Origin of the sequence: Brevundimonas fluminis (genome assembly GCF_003934285.1) — a bacterium.
In the GTDB taxonomy this organism is placed as follows: domain Bacteria; phylum Pseudomonadota; class Alphaproteobacteria; order Caulobacterales; family Caulobacteraceae; genus Brevundimonas; species Brevundimonas fluminis.
This window is the reverse complement of record NZ_RQWJ01000002.1, coordinates 125330-139935: the sequence shown is the minus strand read 5'-3', so window position 1 is coordinate 139935 and position 14606 is coordinate 125330. Positions and strand designations below refer to the sequence as shown.

The following is a 14606-nucleotide window of genomic DNA, read 5'->3' as shown; positions in this document are numbered from 1 at the left end:
CGAAGGCTAGAGGAGGTCGCGCAGCCAGGCGACCAGGGGCGCGTCGGCGGGGGGCATCGGCCAGTCGGCCAGAGCGCTCGGCCTGACCCATTTCAACGCCGCATGTTCGTGCGCCGTCACCGTGCCCGACCAGCGTCGGCACAGATACAGTGGCATCAACAGGTGAAAGCTTTCGTAAGGGTGGCTGGCGAACACGAACGGGGCCAGACAGGCCTCGGTCACGTCGATGCCCAGCTCCTCCTTCAGCTCGCGGATCAGGGCCGCCTCGGGCCGCTCGCCCGGGTCCACCTTGCCGCCCGGAAACTCCCACAGGCCGGCCATCTGCTTGCCCTCTGGCCGCTGCGCGATGAGCACCCGCCCGTCCGCGTCGATCAGGGCCACGGCGACGACGAGGACGGTCGGCGGACTCACGAGCGATAGTCGCCGTTGATCTCGACGTAGCGCTTGGTCAGGTCGCAGGTCCAGACGGTGGCGGAGGCCCGGCCCATGCCGACGTCGACGGTGACGTCGATCTCGGCCCGCTTCATGTAGGCGCTCATCTTCGCCTCGTCGTAGGTCGGCGACGGCGCGCCCTCGACCGCCGCCACGTGGGGGCCGAAGCGGATCGCCAGACGCTCCTTCGAGACCGGTTCGTCGGTCTTGCCCACGGCCATGACCACGCGGCCCCAGTTGGCGTCCTCTCCGGCCAGCGCCGTCTTCACCAGCGGGCTGTCGGCGATCGACTTGGCGAGTTTGCGGGCGCTGGCGGGGCTCGCCGCGCCCTCGACCGTCACGCGCACGAACTTGGTCGCCCCCTCGCCGTCGCGCACCAGCTGGTGCGCGAGGTCCAGCATGACCTTGTCCAGCGCGGCCGAGAATTCCTTCAACCGGCGGTCGCCCACGCGGCCGATGCGCGCCGCGCCCGAGGCGCCGGTGGCGAACAGCAGGCAGGTGTCGTTGGTCGAGGTGTCGCCGTCGACGGTGACGGAATTGAACGTGGTCCGCACGTGCAGACCCAGCAGCGCCTTCAGCACCGGCGGAGCGATGGCGGCGTCGGTCACGATGAAGGCCAGCATGGTCGCCATGTCGGGCGCGATCATGCCCGAACCCTTGGCGACCCCGGCGATGCGCACCTTGACCCCGTCTATGCGCGCCTCGGCGTAGGATCCCTTGGGGAAGGTGTCGGTGGTCATGATGCCTAGCCCGGCGCGGGCCCACTGCTCGCCGGCGGGCACGTCGGCGTCCAGGGCGGCCTCGACGTCCGGCAGGCGGGCGGCGATCTTGCGGTCGTCCAGCACCACGCCGATCACGCCCGTCGAGGCCAGCATCACGTCGCGCTGGCGGCAACCGAAGCGTTTGGCGACTTCCGAGGCGGTGCGCCGCGCCGCGTCGGCCCCGGCCTTGCCGGTGAAGGCGTTGGCGCACCCGGCGTTGATCACCAGCGCCCGAACGTCGGAGCCGCCGTCTGCGGCTTCCAGGTGTCGCCTGCACCAGTCGACCGGCGCCGAGCCGATCTTGTGGCGCGTGAACACCCCGGCGCAGGTGGTGCCGCGGGCGAAGCGGAACACGGTCAGGTCGTCGCGCTCGTGCTTGTAGAAGCCCGCGCGGGCGGTGGCGATCTGGACGCCGCCGACGGGACCGATCTTCGGGAACGGCACGGCCAGCGGCGAGACTTGCAGCCCCGGCTTGCCCGGCGCCGCGGTTGGCGTCCCTCCGCTCTTCGGCTTCAGCGCCGAAGCCAGCGGATCCAGGGCCTTGCCGATGGCCTGCTCGATCTTGCGGCCGGTGGAGCGGCCCCCTCCGGACCCGTTCAAGGCCGGGCCTTCGGGGCGGCGGTGGCGGCCGGCGTCTGGCCCGACGTCGGCGCGGAGGCGGGCGGCGGCGTCGGGGCGGGCGTGGCCGTGCGCGGCGCCGAGGCCGGCTCCTGGCCGCCCCCTTCGGTCGACGACCCCAGAAGAACCTCGACGTCGGCGCGGCCCCGAAGATCCTCGAGCAGGCGACGCACTCCCTCGTAGGTCAGGTAGCGGACGATCTGCGGCCGGGCCTGCTCCAGCGTCGGCGGCGTCTCGCGGCGGCGATCCTCGATGCGCACCACGGCCCAGCCGCCCTCGACCTGGAAGGGGCCGATGGTCGAGCCCGCCGGCCGGTCGCGCAGGGCGTCGGCATAGGCCTTGGGCATGACGTCGAGCGTCGAATAGCCCAGATCGCCGCCCGAATAGCGCGTCGCCTCGTCGATCGAGCGCTCCGCCGCCACCGCCTCGAAGGCCGCGCCCGCGGACAGGATGCCGACGACCTGCGCGGCTTCGGCCTGGGTGCGCGACACGATCTGACGCACGCGGACCTCCTCCGACGTGCGGGCCAGCCGCAGCTGCTCGTCGTACAGGGTCTGCACCGCCTGGTCGGTGATGGTGCCGTTCACCACCGTCTCGACCAGCACGTCGCCGAGAATGCGGTCGCGCGTCGTGGCCAGGCGACGCTGGACCGACGGACTGTTGTCCAGGCCCCGGCGCTCGGCCTCACGGGCCAGAAGCTTCTGGTCGATGACCTCGTCCAGCACCCGACGGAACAGGCCGGAAGTGACGTCCAGCGGCTCGCCCTCGCCGATCAGGCCCTGGGCCACGGCCTCGCGCTTCACGTCGGAGGCCCAGATGGTCTCGCCGGCGACGCGGGCCACCGCGCGGTCGCCCGGCTCCGGCGGGCGGTCGTTTCCGCCGCCGCCGCCGCATGCGGCGAGGGTCAGCAGGGCGAAGGCCGCCAGAAGCGCGGGAAGGGAGGTCGGGCGCTGTGGCATGGGCGGCTCGGCTCCGGGCGGAAGGGCCGCCGCGACGGGGTTTTCCGGGCCGCGGCAAAAGCCCCTCGCGTTGACAGGGTCAAGGCCGGTGCTTAAGTCCCGCCTGCGTTCAAGTCGAGGGATTTTCGACGGTCCGCGCGCCCTCGCCGCGCCGCTGTTTCAGCCGGGTCCGGGTCGCGCGACGCCGAAGGACCCGAGACCGGCGCGACCGCCCCGACCGGGGCCCGCCATCAGGCCAGAGAGCCCCGTCCCAGAGCCTTCGCCCGCTCGACCGCATACCGGATCCCACATGCTCGGCTTCGCCAAGAAACTGTTCGGCAGCTCCAACGACCGCAGGGTCCGCGAGTTCATGGGTCAGGTGACCCGCATCAACGCGCTCGAAGAGAAGTTCGCCAAGGTTTCCGACGACGAACTGCGGATGATGACGGACGTCTTCCGGGATCGTCTGGCCAAGGGCGAAAAGCTGGAATCCCTGCTGAACGAGGCCTTCGCCGTGGTCCGCGAGGCGTCCAAGCGGGTTCTGGGCCAGCGCCAGTACGACGTGCAGCTGACCGGCGGCATGATCCTGCACGAGGGCGGCATCGCCGAGATGCGGACCGGCGAGGGCAAGACCCTGGTCGCCGTCGCGCCGGTGTACCTGAACGCGCTCGAGGGCAAGGGCGTCCACGTCATCACCGTCAACGACTACCTGGCCCGCCGCGACGCCGAATGGATGGGCCGCGTCTACCGGTTCCTGGGCATGGAAGTGGGCGTCATCGTCAACGGCCTGTCGCAGGGCCAGCGCCAGGCCGCCTACGCCGCGGACATCACCTACGGCACCAACAACGAGTTCGGCTTCGACTACCTGCGCGACAACCTGGTCTACGACCGGCGCGAGATGGTCCAGCGCGGGCACAACTTCGCCATCGTGGACGAGGTCGACTCCATCCTGATCGACGAGGCGCGCACGCCCCTGATCATCTCGGGCCCGACCGAGGACCGGTCGGACCTGTATGTGACGGTCGACGCCATCATCAAGGATCTGATCAAGGACACGACGACCTTCGACCTCGACGAGAAACAGCGCCAGTCGCTGCTGACCGAGGAAGGCTCGGAGAAGATCGAGCAGATCATGGAGGAGCGCGGCCTGTTCGCGCCCGACACCACCGGGCTTTACGACGCCGCCAACATCACCCTGGTTCACCACATCAACCAGGCCCTGCGCGCCAACACCCTGTACCAGCGCGACAAGGATTACATCATCCGCTCCGGCGAGATCATGCTGATCGACGAGTTCACCGGTCGCATGATGGTGGGCCGGCGCCTGTCGGAAGGCCTGCACCAGGCCATCGAGGCCAAGGAAGGCGTCAAGATCCAGCCTGAGAACCAGACCTTGGCCTCGGTCACGATCCAGAACTATTTCCGTCTGTATTCAAAGCTTTCGGGCATGACCGGCACGGCCGCGACCGAGGCGCAGGAATTCCTCGACATCTACAAGATGGACGTGCTTGAGGTCCCGACCCACCGGCCGATCAAGCGGATCGACCACGATGACGAGGTCTATCGCTCGGCCCGCGAGAAGAACCAGGCCATCGCCAAACAGATCGCCGAGTGCTTCGTGCGCGGCCAGCCCGTGCTGGTCGGCACCGTCTCGATCGAGAAGTCCGAGAGCCTGTCGGAACTTCTGCAGACCTATGAATACGCCGTCGAGCTGAAGACGCTGAAGGAGAAGCATCGTCAGCTGGAGATCGACGTCCGCTCCGACGATCCCAAGAAGCGCGCGGCGGCCCGCAAGGCCTACCAGGCGCTGAAGGACGAGGACTTCGACGTCGAGGTGCGCAAGGGCAGGGGCATTCCCCACAACGTGCTGAACGCGCGCCAGCACGAGCAGGAAGCCTACATCGTCGCCGACGCCGGTCTGCCGGGCGCGGTGACCATCGCCACCAACATGGCCGGCCGCGGCACCGACATCCAGCTGGGCGGCAACCTGGAAATGCGCATGCAGCGCTGGCGCCAGGACCAGCGCAATCTGGGCGTCGAGGTCACGCCGGAGAGCGAGGCCGCGCGGGAACTGGAGATCAAGGCCGAGATCGCGGTGCAGAAGGAGCGGGCTCTGGCCGCCGGCGGCCTGTTCGTGCTCGGCACCGAGCGTCATGAGAGCCGCCGCATCGACAACCAGCTGCGCGGCCGCACCGGCCGTCAGGGCGACCCGGGGACGTCCAAATTCTTCCTGTCCACCGAAGACGACCTGATGCGCATCTTCGCCGGCGAACGGCTGGACGCCATCATGAAGACCTTCGGCGTCGCAGAGGGCGAGGCCATCAGCCACTCGATGCTGAACAAGGCGGTCGAGACCTCGCAGAAGCGCGTCGAGCAGCGCAACTACGACATCCGCAAGAACCTGCTGAAGTACGACGACGTCGTGAACGACCAGCGCAAGGCGGTGTTCGAGCAGCGGCAGGAGTTCCTCGACGCCGAGGATCACTCCGAACTGGTGACCGAGTTCCGGCACGACGTCATCGCCGATCTGGTCGAACAGCACATGCCGCCCAAGGCCTATGCCGAGCAGTGGGACATCGACGGGCTGAAGGAGAAGGTCCAGTCGACGCTGGGCCTCGACCTGCCGCTTCACGACTGGGCCGCCGAGGAAGGCGTGTCCAACGAGGAGATCGAGGAGCGGCTGGTCCAGGCCGCCGACGCCCGCGCCGCCGAGCGCGAGCAGGCGGTCACGCCCGAGCGCATGCGCGGGCTGGAGAAGCAGTTCCTGATGCAGATGATCGATCTGCAGTGGCGCGAGCATCTGGTCCACCTCGACCACCTTCGCGGCGTCATCGGCCTGCGCGGCTACGGCCAGCGCGATCCGCTGAACGAGTACAAGACCGAGGCCTTCAACCTGTTCGAGGGTCTGCTGACCCAGCTGCGCCACAACGTGACGCGCTGGCTGATGACCGTCGAGTTCCGCTTCCAGCCGCCCCCGCAGATGGAGATGCCCGAGTTCCAGGAGATTCACCTGAACCCGGAGACCGGCGAGAACGAGATGGCCAATCCCGCCGCCCAGCTGCCCGAAGGGGCGCTGCAGGGAGACGACCGGGCCCGTCTGCCCGTCGAAGCCCTCCCGCCCGGGTGGGAGCGCACCGGCCGCAACGCCGACTGCCCGTGCGGATCCGGCCGCAAGTTCAAGCACTGCCACGGCGCGCTGGTCTGACGTCGGACGGACTGCACTTCCTTGGACAATCCGGCCCGGAAACCATGGACAGTGTGCAGGCCGGGCTGGAAAGTCAGGACATGAGCCGCAAGGACCTGTTCTCCCGCTCCCTGTCCGCCGCGCCGGGCCGGCTGCACTTCGCGGCGCACAGCCACCACCTCTGGCCCGACGCCGGGTTCGAGGGGCAGGTGCGGGCGTGGGATGACGCGGCGCGGCACGCCGACCGCAAGTGGGACCACGTCTTCGGCGCGGTGATCCCCGAGGCTCAGGGTCATGTGGCGGGGGAGCTGGGCCTGCCCGACCCGACCACGATCACCTTTTCGTCCAACACCCACGACTTCCTGCTGCGGATCTTCTCCGGTTTCGAGAGGACGCCCGTCCGCATCCTGTCCACCGACGGCGAGTTCCACTCCTTCCGGCGGCAGGCGCAGCGCTGGGAGGAGGCGGGACAGGCGGTGGTCGAACGGGTCCCCCTGCAGCCGTTCGCGACGTTCTCCGAACGGTTCCTGAGGGCCGCGCGCGCCGGCGGTCACGACTGGATCGTGGTGAGCCACGTCTTCTTCCGCACCGGGCAGGCCTTCGAGGCCCTCGGAGATCTGGCGGCCCTGGCCCGGCCCGAAGGGCCGTGGGTCCTGATCGACGGCTACCACGGCTTCATGGCGCGCCCGACCGACCTGTCGAAGATCGCGGACCGGATCTTCTATACGGCGGGGGCCTACAAATACGCCATGTCGGGCGAGGGGGCCTGTTTCCTGCATGCGCCCGACGGCTTCTGTCCCCGACCCGTCGCCACCGGCTGGTTCGCCGAGTTCGGCGACCTGGCGGGGCCGCCGGGCGGCGTCGGCTATCGCACCGACGGCGGCCGCTTCTGGGGCGCCACCTTCGACGTCTCGGCCCTTTACCGCTTCAACGCCGCGCGCCGCATGCTGGACGCCGAGGGACTCACCACCGCCGCCATCTCCGGGCACGCGACCGCGCTGGCCGGGCGCTTCCAGGGGGCGGTCGTCGAAGGTCGCGCCGGGCTTCCGGGCGAGGCGGAAATCCTGAATCCGGTCATGCCCGACGAACCTGCCCGCGCCCGCTTCCTGGCCCTGCGCCATCCCAGGGCCAGGGCCTGGTCCGACGCCCTGCTGGCCCGCGGCGTGGTCACCGACGTGCGCGACGACGTCATCCGCTTCGGCTTCGGCCTGTATCAGGACGAGGCCGACCTCGACCGCCTGATCGCCGCCTGCGCGGCCCTGTGACGCCTCAATAGAAGGTGGTGTCTTCCTGCTTCGTCGGCGCCGGCGCCTTGCGCGGCTGAGGCGGCGCTGCGGGCGCCGGACGTGTCGCGGGGGTCTGACCCGAGGGCGCTGGCGTGGCGCCCGGCTGAGAGGTCGGGGCGTCGGCGGGCGGGATCGTGGGCAGGGTCGGATAGGGCAAAGGCTGGCCCTGACCGCCCGGCGGGACGCCGTCGACCGGAGCGGGCGGCAGGCCCGGCCCGGGCGGGGCGTCGGGGTCCACCCGGTCCGGCGCGCCGAGATCGTCACGGATGAAGGCCCAGGAGCGCGTATCGGTGCAGGCGCAGGCCTTCAGGAAGCCGTCCCGGTCGCGCCAGATCACCAGCGGCCAGCGGGTCTGCAGGCCCGACGCGGACAGCAGGTCCGAAAGATCGCCCGAGAAACTGCGCCCCGCCTCGACCACCGCCATGCGGGCCAGATTGCCGTCCGCCTGCGGCAGACCGGCCGCCGTCCACGACGCCGTCGGCGTGGCCGTCCAGCGTTGGTACAGGGACCAGTCCCGGGTCAGCCAAAGCTCGGCCACGGTGGACCGCTCGGCCGCCGTCGACTGCTCCAGCCCTTCACGATCCGGACGCGCGAAGACCACGACGCGGACCTCCACGCCCGCGGCGCGCAGCTTCGGCCCCTCCTCCCGCTCGTAGCGCTGCATGGCGGCGCTGTCGCGATAGCCCACGATCCACAGTTGCTGGCCTCCGCCGCCGCCGGAGACCCAGCCCGAGCCGTCCAGCAGGGTCTGGATGGCCCCCTGGTGCCGCGTGATCGTCACAGGCTGGAACCGGGCGTGGAACTGCCAGTAGGCCCAGTAGCCGCCGCCCGCGATCAGCAGGCCGACGAGGGCCGCGAGGGCCGACCAGACGAAGAAGCGACGCATGCGAGGGCCCGGGTCCGTTTCAGTCGAAAGCGACGCTTACCATCGAACGCCGATCGGAAACATGACGCGGAGGACACGCCGCCCGCGCCGCTTCCGAGGCCCGCCTCAGCGCATCGTCGGGATGACGAAGGCGCTGTCGGCGTGTTCCAGCTCGCTGTCGGGCCAGCGGGCGGTGACCGTCTTGGTCTTGGTCCAGAAGCGGACGCCCTCCATGCCGTGCTGGTTGATGTCGCCGAAAGCCGAGCGCTTCCAGCCGCCGAAGGTGTGATAGGCGACGGGCACCGGGATGGGCACGTTGATGCCGACCATCCCCACGTTGACGCGGGCGGCGAAGTCGCGCGCCGCGCGGCCGTTCTGGGTGAAGATGGCGACGCCGTTGCCGTACTGGTGCTTCGACGGCAGGCTCAGCGCCTCCTCGAAGCTGTCGGCGCGGACGATCTGCAGCACGGGGCCGAAGATCTCTTCCCTGTAGCTTTCCATGTCCGGCGTCACGCGGTCGAACAGCGACGGGCCGATGAAATAGCCCTTCTCGTGCCCCTGCAGGGCGAAGTCGCGGCCGTCGACGACCAGCTCGGCGCCTTCCTGGACGCCCTTCTCGATCCAGCCGGCCACGCGCTCGCGGTGCTGGGCGGTGACGACGGGGCCGTAGTGGGCGTCAGCGTCGGTCGAGACGCCGACCTTCAGCGTGCGCATCTCGGCGATCATGCGTTCGCGCAGCTCGTCGGCGGTCTTCTGACCCACGGGCACCACGACCGGCAGGGCCATGCAGCGCTCTCCGGCGGACCCGAACGCCGCGCCGGCCAGGTCCTTGACCACCTGGTCCATGTCGGCGTCGGGCAGGACGACGCCGTGGTTCTTGGCGCCGCCCATGGCCTGGACGCGCTTATGGTTGGCCGCCCCGGTCTGGTAGACGTAGTGGGCGATGTCGGACGAGCCGACGAAGCTGACGGCGTGCACCAGCGGGTGGGTCAGGATGCCGTCGACCGCCGCCTTGTCGCCGTGGATCACGTTCAGCACGCCCGCGGGGGCGCCCGCCTCCATCATCAGCTCGGCCAGACGCTCCGGCACGGACGGATCGCGCTCCGACGGCTTCAGCACGAAGGTGTTGCCCACCGCGACGGCCACGCCGAACATCCACATCGGGATCATGGCCGGGAAGTTGAACGGGGTGATCCCCGCGACCACGCCCAGCGGCTGACGCATCGAATAGACGTCGATGCCGGGCCCCGCGCCCCAGGTGTATTCGCCTTTCAGGGCGTGAGGGATGCCGCAGGCGAACTCTATGACCTCCAGCCCACGCTGGATGTCGCCCTTCGAGTCCGCGATGACCTTTCCGTGCTCCGAACTCAGCAGCTCGGCCAGCTCGTTCATGTTCGCCTCGACCAGTCGCTTGAACTCGAAGAGCACGCGGGCGCGGCGCTGGGGATTGGTCGAGGACCAGCCCTCGAAGGCGTTCTGCGCGGCCTGCACGGCGCGATCGACCTCCGAAGCGGTGGCCAGCTGGACGCGGGCCTGGACCTCGCCGGTGTTGGGGTTCATCACGTCGCCGAAGCGGCCCGAGGCCCCCGTGAAGGCGGCGCCGTCGATGAAGTGCGTGATGTCGCGCATGGGCAGGCATTTCCTCAAGAAACTGACGCGCGCGGTTTAGCAGGCCGGCGCCTGCCCGCGCCAGCCCGCGACGGTCGGGGAACGGCCTCAGTGCGCGTGGGCGCGCTTCGGGCCGAGTCCGGGGATCAGGCTCTTGATCAGGAAGAAGACGGCGATCACCACCGAGAAGCCCAGGAACAGGGCCAGCGCCGTCATCCAGAACGACAGGGTCATGACCGGCGGGAGGGAGAAGGCCCCGCCGTCCATCACGGGCCGCATGACCTGCACGATCAGATGAACCACCGTGGCGCCCGCCGCCGTGGCCCAAAGCGCGCGCCAGGCCGGCATCATCAGGGCCGCCACCAGCGCGATGATCAGCCCGACCACCTGGTTCACGCCGTCGAAGCCCGACTGGGCCAGGGCCCACAGGCCCACCAGAAAACCGCCGATCGCGTCGATCAGGGACTCCATGTCCATGTCTCCGTTCCGTCCGGCCAAGCTTGGCCGCCGGTTGGGTTAACGCGGGTCGCCCAAAGAAGGTTCAGCGGCCGGTGGAGCCGAAGCCGCCCGCGCCGCGCGCGGTCTCGTCCAGAACGTCCACCTCGACGGGCGCCGCCTGAACGAAGGCGGCCACCACCATCTGGGCGATGCGTTCGCCCCGCGCGATCACGAAGGGCTCGCGGCCGTGATTGATCAGGATCACCCCGACCTCGCCGCGATAGTCGGCGTCGATCGTGCCCGGGCTGTTCAGGCAGGTGATCCCGTGTTTCAGCGCCAGTCCGGAGCGGGGCCTGACCTGGGCCTCATATCCCGGTTCGAGCGCGATCTGCAGACCCGTCGGGATCAGGGCGCGATCGCCGGGGGCCAGGGTCACGGGGGCGTCGGCGGGCACCGCCGCCCTCAGGTCCATGCCGGCGGACAGGGCGGTCTCGTAGGCGGGCGGGGCCAGGCCTTCGCCATGCGGCAGGCGGCGGACGCGCAGGGTCGTCATTCGGACTCCGTGAAGTGTTCGGCGATGCGGGCGGCCAGCGCCCGGGCGATCTCGGCCTTGGAGCGGCGGTCCAGCGCCTCCATCGAGCCGTCCGCCCGGATCAGGGTGACGGCGTTGGCCTCGGCCCCGAAGACGTCGGCCGAAACGTCGTTGGCGACGATCCAGTCGCAGCCCTTTCGCGACAGCTTGGCCTTCGCCAGGGCGATCAGGTCGCCGGTCTCCGCCGCGAAGCCGACCACGAGCTTCGGCCGTCGAGGTCCGTTGCGCGACGTCTCCGCGAGGATGTCCGGATTTTCGATCAGACTGAGCTTGGGCGCGCCGCCCGGCGCTTTCTTGATCTTGCCGGTGGCGACGCCGTCCACCCGCCAGTCGGCCACGGCGGCGGACATGACCGCAACGTCCGCCGGAAGCGCGGCGGCGACGGCCGCGCGCATCTGCTCGGCCGTCTCGACCCACACCCGTCTGACCCCCGCCGGGGCCTCCAGGGCGACCGGGCCGGACACCAGGGTCACCTCGGCGCCGAGGTCGGACAGCGCCCGCGCCACCGCATAGCCCTGCTTGCCGCTGGACCGGTTGGTCAGGCCGCGGACGGGGTCGATCGGCTCGAACGTGGGCCCCGCCGTGACCACGGCGCGGCGGCCGGACAGGGGACGGCCGTCGGGACCGTCGAGCAGGGCCAGAGCCGCCTCCAGAATCGACGGCGGTTCGGCCATTCGACCGGGCCCGAACTCGCCGCAGGCCATCTCGCCCTCGTCGGGGCCCACGAAGACGACCCCGTGCAGACCTTCGAAGTCCTTCAGCCGCGCGACGTTCGCCTGCACGGCCGGGTGCGTCCACATGCGCACGTTCATGGCCGGAGCCATCAGCACCCGCTTGTCGGTCGCCATCAGCGTGGTCGAGGCCAGGTCGTCCGCCAGCCCGTTCGCCGCCTTGGCGATCAGCCCGGCCGTCGCGGGCGCCACGACCACCAGATCGGCCCAGCGCGACAGCTCGATGTGGCCCATGGCCGTCTCGTCATCGGGGCTGAACAGCGACTGGCGCACCGGCCGCCCCGTAAGGGCCGCCAGCGAAAGCGGGGTGACGAACTCTTCGCCCGCCTTCGTCAGGATCGCCTGCGTCTCGACGCCGGATCTGGAGAACAGCCGAACCAGTTCCAGCGACTTGTAGGCGGCGATGCCGCCGCCGACGATCAACAGCACGCGACGGGGCCGGGCGGAGGCGGAGGTCATGGCCCTAGATAGCGGTCCGGACGGCCCGGCGAAATGGAACATTGCAAGAACATGAATCCTGTGTCACGAGTCCGAACGCGGGTATTTCAACGGAGGGTTGGATGAGGGGACTTCTTTTGACGGCCTGCGCCGCTCTGGCGCTTTCGGCCTGCGACGATGGAGCTTCGGCGGTCGAAACGCGCGATCGCGCCGCGGACGCGTCGGGCGTGGCCCAGACGGGGGCGACCGGCGAAACGGCGTCGGCCGAGACGGTGGCCAAGGTCGAGGTCGCGCCGATCACCGCCAACCGGCGCGAGACGGTCGACGCCAAGATTCAGCGCCTCTACGAGCGCAACGGCGCCGACTTCGGGGCGACGTCGGCCGAAGACTATCTCGCCAAGGTGACGGCTTTCACACGCAATCCGCCCGCGGACGTGGAGCGGGCCGAGCGGCCGAACGGCGACGTTCTTCTATATCAGGCCTCGACCAACACCTTCGCCGTGGTCGACCGCAACGGGTCGGCGCGCACCATGTTCAAGCCGCGCGAGGGCGCCGCCTACTGGGCGGAGCAGAAGACCGCCGCGCCGACGTTCGGGCGTCGCCGGGCGGACTGACGGGCGTCAGTCGTCCTTCGCGGCGTGGAGGGCGCGGATCAGGTCCAGGGCCAGCTTCTGCTTCTGCGGCGGAAGCTGGGGGACCAGACGGGCGATCTCGACGGACTGACGGGTGGCGGGGAAGTCGTGGTCGAACCCGGCCCCCTCTTCCGCCACGCCGGACTGACCGGCGCCCTGAAAGCCCTGGAAGAAGTAACCGATGTCGGTATGGAAGAAGCGCGCGATCTCGAACAGCTTCGACGCGGAGATGCGGTTCGCGCCCTTCTCGTACTTCTGGATCTGCTGGAAGGTCACGCCCACCGCGCGACCGAGGTCGCTCTGGTTATAGCCCAGGGCGATGCGTTTCTCGCACACCCTGCGCCCGACGTGCCGGTCCACTGGATGGGGACCGTCTTCCACGGATTTGCCTCGCGCCATGACGGCCTCCACCGCTGAGTTGCGGTTCAAAGTTGAATGCGCCCCTCGACAGCCCCTGTCACGGAGAAAAATGGCCGTTCTGTACGCTGGCCGACGTTGAGATTCAGGAGGCGGCGACGGCCGGGCGGCGGGGCCGAAGGCCCATCAGGAGGGCGGCGAGAATTCCCGCCAGCCAGGGCAGGTCGCCCACCCGGGCATAGGGCGTCGCGGTCAGAGCCTGCGGCAGGGCCGCGTCGATGACGCCGCTCTCGCCGGGGTCCAGCCGCTTGTCGCCGACCACGCGGCCCCAGGGGTCGATGACGGCCGACGTGCCGGTGGGCGTGGCGCGCACGACCGGAAGGCCGGTCTCGATGGCGCGGTAGGACGCCAGGTTCAGGTGCTGGAGCGGTCCGGACGTTCGGCCGAACCAGGCGTCGTTGGAGACGTTGGCGATCCACGCCGCGCCGCTCCGGCGACCGACGAAGCCCGGGAACAGGCTCTCGTAACAGATCAACGGCTGGACGTTCGGAAGGCCCTCCAGCTCCAGCGTCCGCGGCCGCGGGCCATGACTGAAGTCCGCAGGCACGTGCACCAGGCTGCGCACCCCCAGCCGGCTCATCAGGGCGCCTGCGGGCAGGAACTCGCCGAACGGCACCAGACGGTGCTTGTCGTAGACGTCCTCGATCCGCATGCCCTGATCGCCCGGCAGGCGCTTCAGGGCCATCAGGCTGTTGAAGTATCGCCCGCCCCTGGACGACGACGGATCCGGCTCGCCGCGGCTGAGGCCGGCCAGCAGCGTCTGGCCCGGCTGGAGCGACTGGGCGATGGCCTGCGCCTCCCACGCCCCCGGGGCGAACACCGCGTTGGCGATGTTGGGCAGCGCGCCCTCGGGCCACACGACCACGTCAGGCAGACGCGCGCCCGGCCGCGACGTCAGGGCGACGTAGCGCTGGACGATGTCGCGATAGGCCTCCGGCGACCACTTCGACTCCTGATCCACGTCGGCCTGAACGACCCGGACGATGGTTCCCGAAGCCCGGACCTCGGCGCCGGTCAACCGGATCGCCCCGCCGACGAACAGCGCCGCCAGCGTCGCGAAGCCCGCGACCGCGGCTCCGACGCGGAGCTTCCGCGGCCCCGGTCCCAGAAGGGGTGCGAAGGCGCAGACCGCCAGCACCGTCACAAGGCCCAGTCCGTAGACGCCGACCACGGCGGCGAACTGGGACGGGGCCGACCCCGCCTCCCACGTCGCCCCGGCCGGGTTCCAGGGGAAGCCCGTCAGCACGTGGCCGCGCAGCCACTCCATGGCGCAGAAGAAGGCGGCGAAGGACAGGACGCCGCGCACGCCCCCCGCGCCGAACCGGCGATGCAGGGCCGTCGCCCCGCCCCAGAACAGGCCCAGCCCGGCCGGCAGCAGACTGGCGGCGAAGGGCGCCATCCAGGCCTGGGCCGGATTGACCAGAAAGGCCTCGGCCACCCACCAGCAGCCCACGGCGAAATAGGCGAAACCCGCCAGCCACCCCATCCAGAACCCCCCGCGCACGGTCCGCGACCGTTCGGCCAGGATCAGCAGAAGGGGATAACCCAGAAGCCCGGGCAGGACGCCGAACGGCGGATGCGCGAAGGCGGCGGCGGCGCCGGCCAGAAGCGCCAGCACGACGCGCACGGCCCAGCCCCACGTCCCTGCAGGGGAGCGGGTTCGGCG

Annotated in this window: 13 protein-coding genes; 3 read left to right on the top strand and 10 right to left on the bottom strand. The window is 70.2% G+C overall.

The genetic code is table 11. From position 1 onward, the window contains the following. Positions 1-6 precede the first annotated feature (6 nt). The 3 genes from EFJ44_RS01120 to EFJ44_RS01110 are packed head-to-tail and all read right to left on the bottom strand — an operon-like array spanning position 7 to position 2770. Complete coding sequence (locus EFJ44_RS01120) at positions 7-411, bottom strand: (deoxy)nucleoside triphosphate pyrophosphohydrolase (RefSeq protein ID WP_125255350.1); 405 nt, start codon at positions 409-411, stop codon at positions 7-9. Next, positions 408-1793 carry a bifunctional glutamate N-acetyltransferase/amino-acid acetyltransferase ArgJ gene (gene argJ / locus EFJ44_RS01115; protein WP_125255349.1) on the bottom strand — a complete coding sequence of 462 codons (1386 nt, stop codon included), beginning with the start codon at positions 1791-1793 and terminating at the stop codon, positions 408-410. The genes EFJ44_RS01120 and argJ overlap by 4 nt, the downstream gene beginning before the upstream one ends. Further along, positions 1790-2770 carry a peptidylprolyl isomerase gene (locus tag EFJ44_RS01110; RefSeq protein ID WP_125255348.1) on the bottom strand — a complete coding sequence of 327 codons (981 nt, stop codon included), beginning with the start codon at positions 2768-2770 and terminating at the stop codon, positions 1790-1792. The genes argJ and EFJ44_RS01110 overlap by 4 nt, the downstream gene beginning before the upstream one ends. Positions 2771-3059: 289 nt before the next feature. Between EFJ44_RS01110 and secA the strand changes: the two genes are divergently transcribed. Both secA and EFJ44_RS01100 read left to right on the top strand, forming a co-directional pair. After that, positions 3060-5954 carry a preprotein translocase subunit SecA gene (gene secA, locus EFJ44_RS01105; protein ID WP_125255347.1) on the top strand — a complete coding sequence of 965 codons (2895 nt, stop codon included), beginning with the start codon at positions 3060-3062 and terminating at the stop codon, positions 5952-5954. An 80-nt stretch (positions 5955-6034) separates the two neighbouring features. Then, positions 6035-7198 (top strand): aminotransferase class V-fold PLP-dependent enzyme, encoded by a 1164-nt coding sequence (locus EFJ44_RS01100; RefSeq protein WP_125255346.1) that lies wholly within the window; start codon positions 6035-6037, stop codon positions 7196-7198. Positions 7199-7202: 4 nt separating this feature from the next. On the opposite strand, the gene EFJ44_RS01095 is transcribed toward EFJ44_RS01100, so the two are convergent. The 5 genes from EFJ44_RS01095 to coaBC all read right to left on the bottom strand — a co-directional run bounded on the left by EFJ44_RS01095 (position 7203) and on the right by coaBC (position 11912). Continuing rightward, complete coding sequence (locus EFJ44_RS01095; protein ID WP_125255345.1) at positions 7203-8105, bottom strand: hypothetical protein; 903 nt, start codon at positions 8103-8105, stop codon at positions 7203-7205. 105 nt (positions 8106-8210) lie between these two features. After that, positions 8211-9713, bottom strand: coding sequence for a CoA-acylating methylmalonate-semialdehyde dehydrogenase (locus EFJ44_RS01090; protein ID WP_125255344.1), 1503 nt, complete (start codon positions 9711-9713; stop codon positions 8211-8213). Positions 9714-9800: 87 nt separating this feature from the next. Continuing rightward, positions 9801-10169, bottom strand: a complete 369-nt coding sequence (locus EFJ44_RS01085; protein ID WP_241209634.1) for a hypothetical protein — start codon at positions 10167-10169, stop codon at positions 9801-9803. Positions 10170-10233: 64 nt separating this feature from the next. Further along, positions 10234-10683: a dUTP diphosphatase gene (gene dut, locus EFJ44_RS01080; protein WP_125255343.1), complete on the bottom strand. Its 450-nt coding sequence runs from the start codon at positions 10681-10683 to the stop codon at positions 10234-10236. Then, positions 10680-11912, bottom strand: coding sequence for a bifunctional phosphopantothenoylcysteine decarboxylase/phosphopantothenate--cysteine ligase CoaBC (gene coaBC, locus EFJ44_RS01075; protein WP_125255342.1), 1233 nt, complete (start codon positions 11910-11912; stop codon positions 10680-10682). The genes dut and coaBC overlap by 4 nt, the downstream gene beginning before the upstream one ends. A 101-nt stretch (positions 11913-12013) precedes the next feature. On the opposite strand from coaBC, the gene EFJ44_RS01070 reads away from it, so the two are divergent. Further along, entirely contained in the window at positions 12014-12505 is a 492-nt protein-coding gene (locus EFJ44_RS01070; RefSeq protein ID WP_125255341.1) for an S-type pyocin family protein, read from the top strand. Positions 12506-12511: 6 nt separating this feature from the next. On the opposite strand, the gene EFJ44_RS01065 is transcribed toward EFJ44_RS01070, so the two are convergent. Further along, complete coding sequence (locus EFJ44_RS01065) at positions 12512-12922, bottom strand: helix-turn-helix domain-containing protein (protein ID WP_125255340.1); 411 nt, start codon at positions 12920-12922, stop codon at positions 12512-12514. Positions 12923-13025: 103 nt separating this feature from the next. Further along, a complete protein-coding gene (lnt, locus tag EFJ44_RS01060) occupies positions 13026-14567 on the bottom strand; it encodes an apolipoprotein N-acyltransferase (RefSeq protein WP_206426863.1) in 1542 nt (513 codons plus the stop codon). Positions 14568-14606: the final 39 nt, after the last annotated feature.

Excerpts from the sequence above, each read along its gene's own strand:
- EFJ44_RS01110 (WP_125255348.1), bottom strand. The coding sequence starts at position 2,770 with ATGCCACAGCGCCCGACCTCCCTTCCCGCGCTTCTGGCGGCCTTCGCC.
- secA (WP_125255347.1), top strand. The coding sequence starts at position 3,060 with ATGCTCGGCTTCGCCAAGAAACTGTTCGGCAGCTCCAACGACCGCAGG.
- EFJ44_RS01100 (WP_125255346.1), top strand. The coding sequence starts at position 6,035 with ATGAGCCGCAAGGACCTGTTCTCCCGCTCCCTGTCCGCCGCGCCGGGC.
- EFJ44_RS01095 (WP_125255345.1), bottom strand. The coding sequence starts at position 8,105 with ATGCGTCGCTTCTTCGTCTGGTCGGCCCTCGCGGCCCTCGTCGGCCTG.
- EFJ44_RS01090 (WP_125255344.1), bottom strand. The coding sequence starts at position 9,713 with ATGCGCGACATCACGCACTTCATCGACGGCGCCGCCTTCACGGGGGCC.
- EFJ44_RS01085 (WP_241209634.1), bottom strand. The coding sequence starts at position 10,169 with ATGGACATGGAGTCCCTGATCGACGCGATCGGCGGTTTTCTGGTGGGC.
- dut (WP_125255343.1), bottom strand. The coding sequence starts at position 10,683 with ATGACGACCCTGCGCGTCCGCCGCCTGCCGCATGGCGAAGGCCTGGCC.
- coaBC (WP_125255342.1), bottom strand. The coding sequence starts at position 11,912 with ATGACCTCCGCCTCCGCCCGGCCCCGTCGCGTGCTGTTGATCGTCGGC.
- EFJ44_RS01070 (WP_125255341.1), top strand. The coding sequence starts at position 12,014 with ATGAGGGGACTTCTTTTGACGGCCTGCGCCGCTCTGGCGCTTTCGGCC.
- EFJ44_RS01065 (WP_125255340.1), bottom strand. The coding sequence starts at position 12,922 with ATGGCGCGAGGCAAATCCGTGGAAGACGGTCCCCATCCAGTGGACCGG.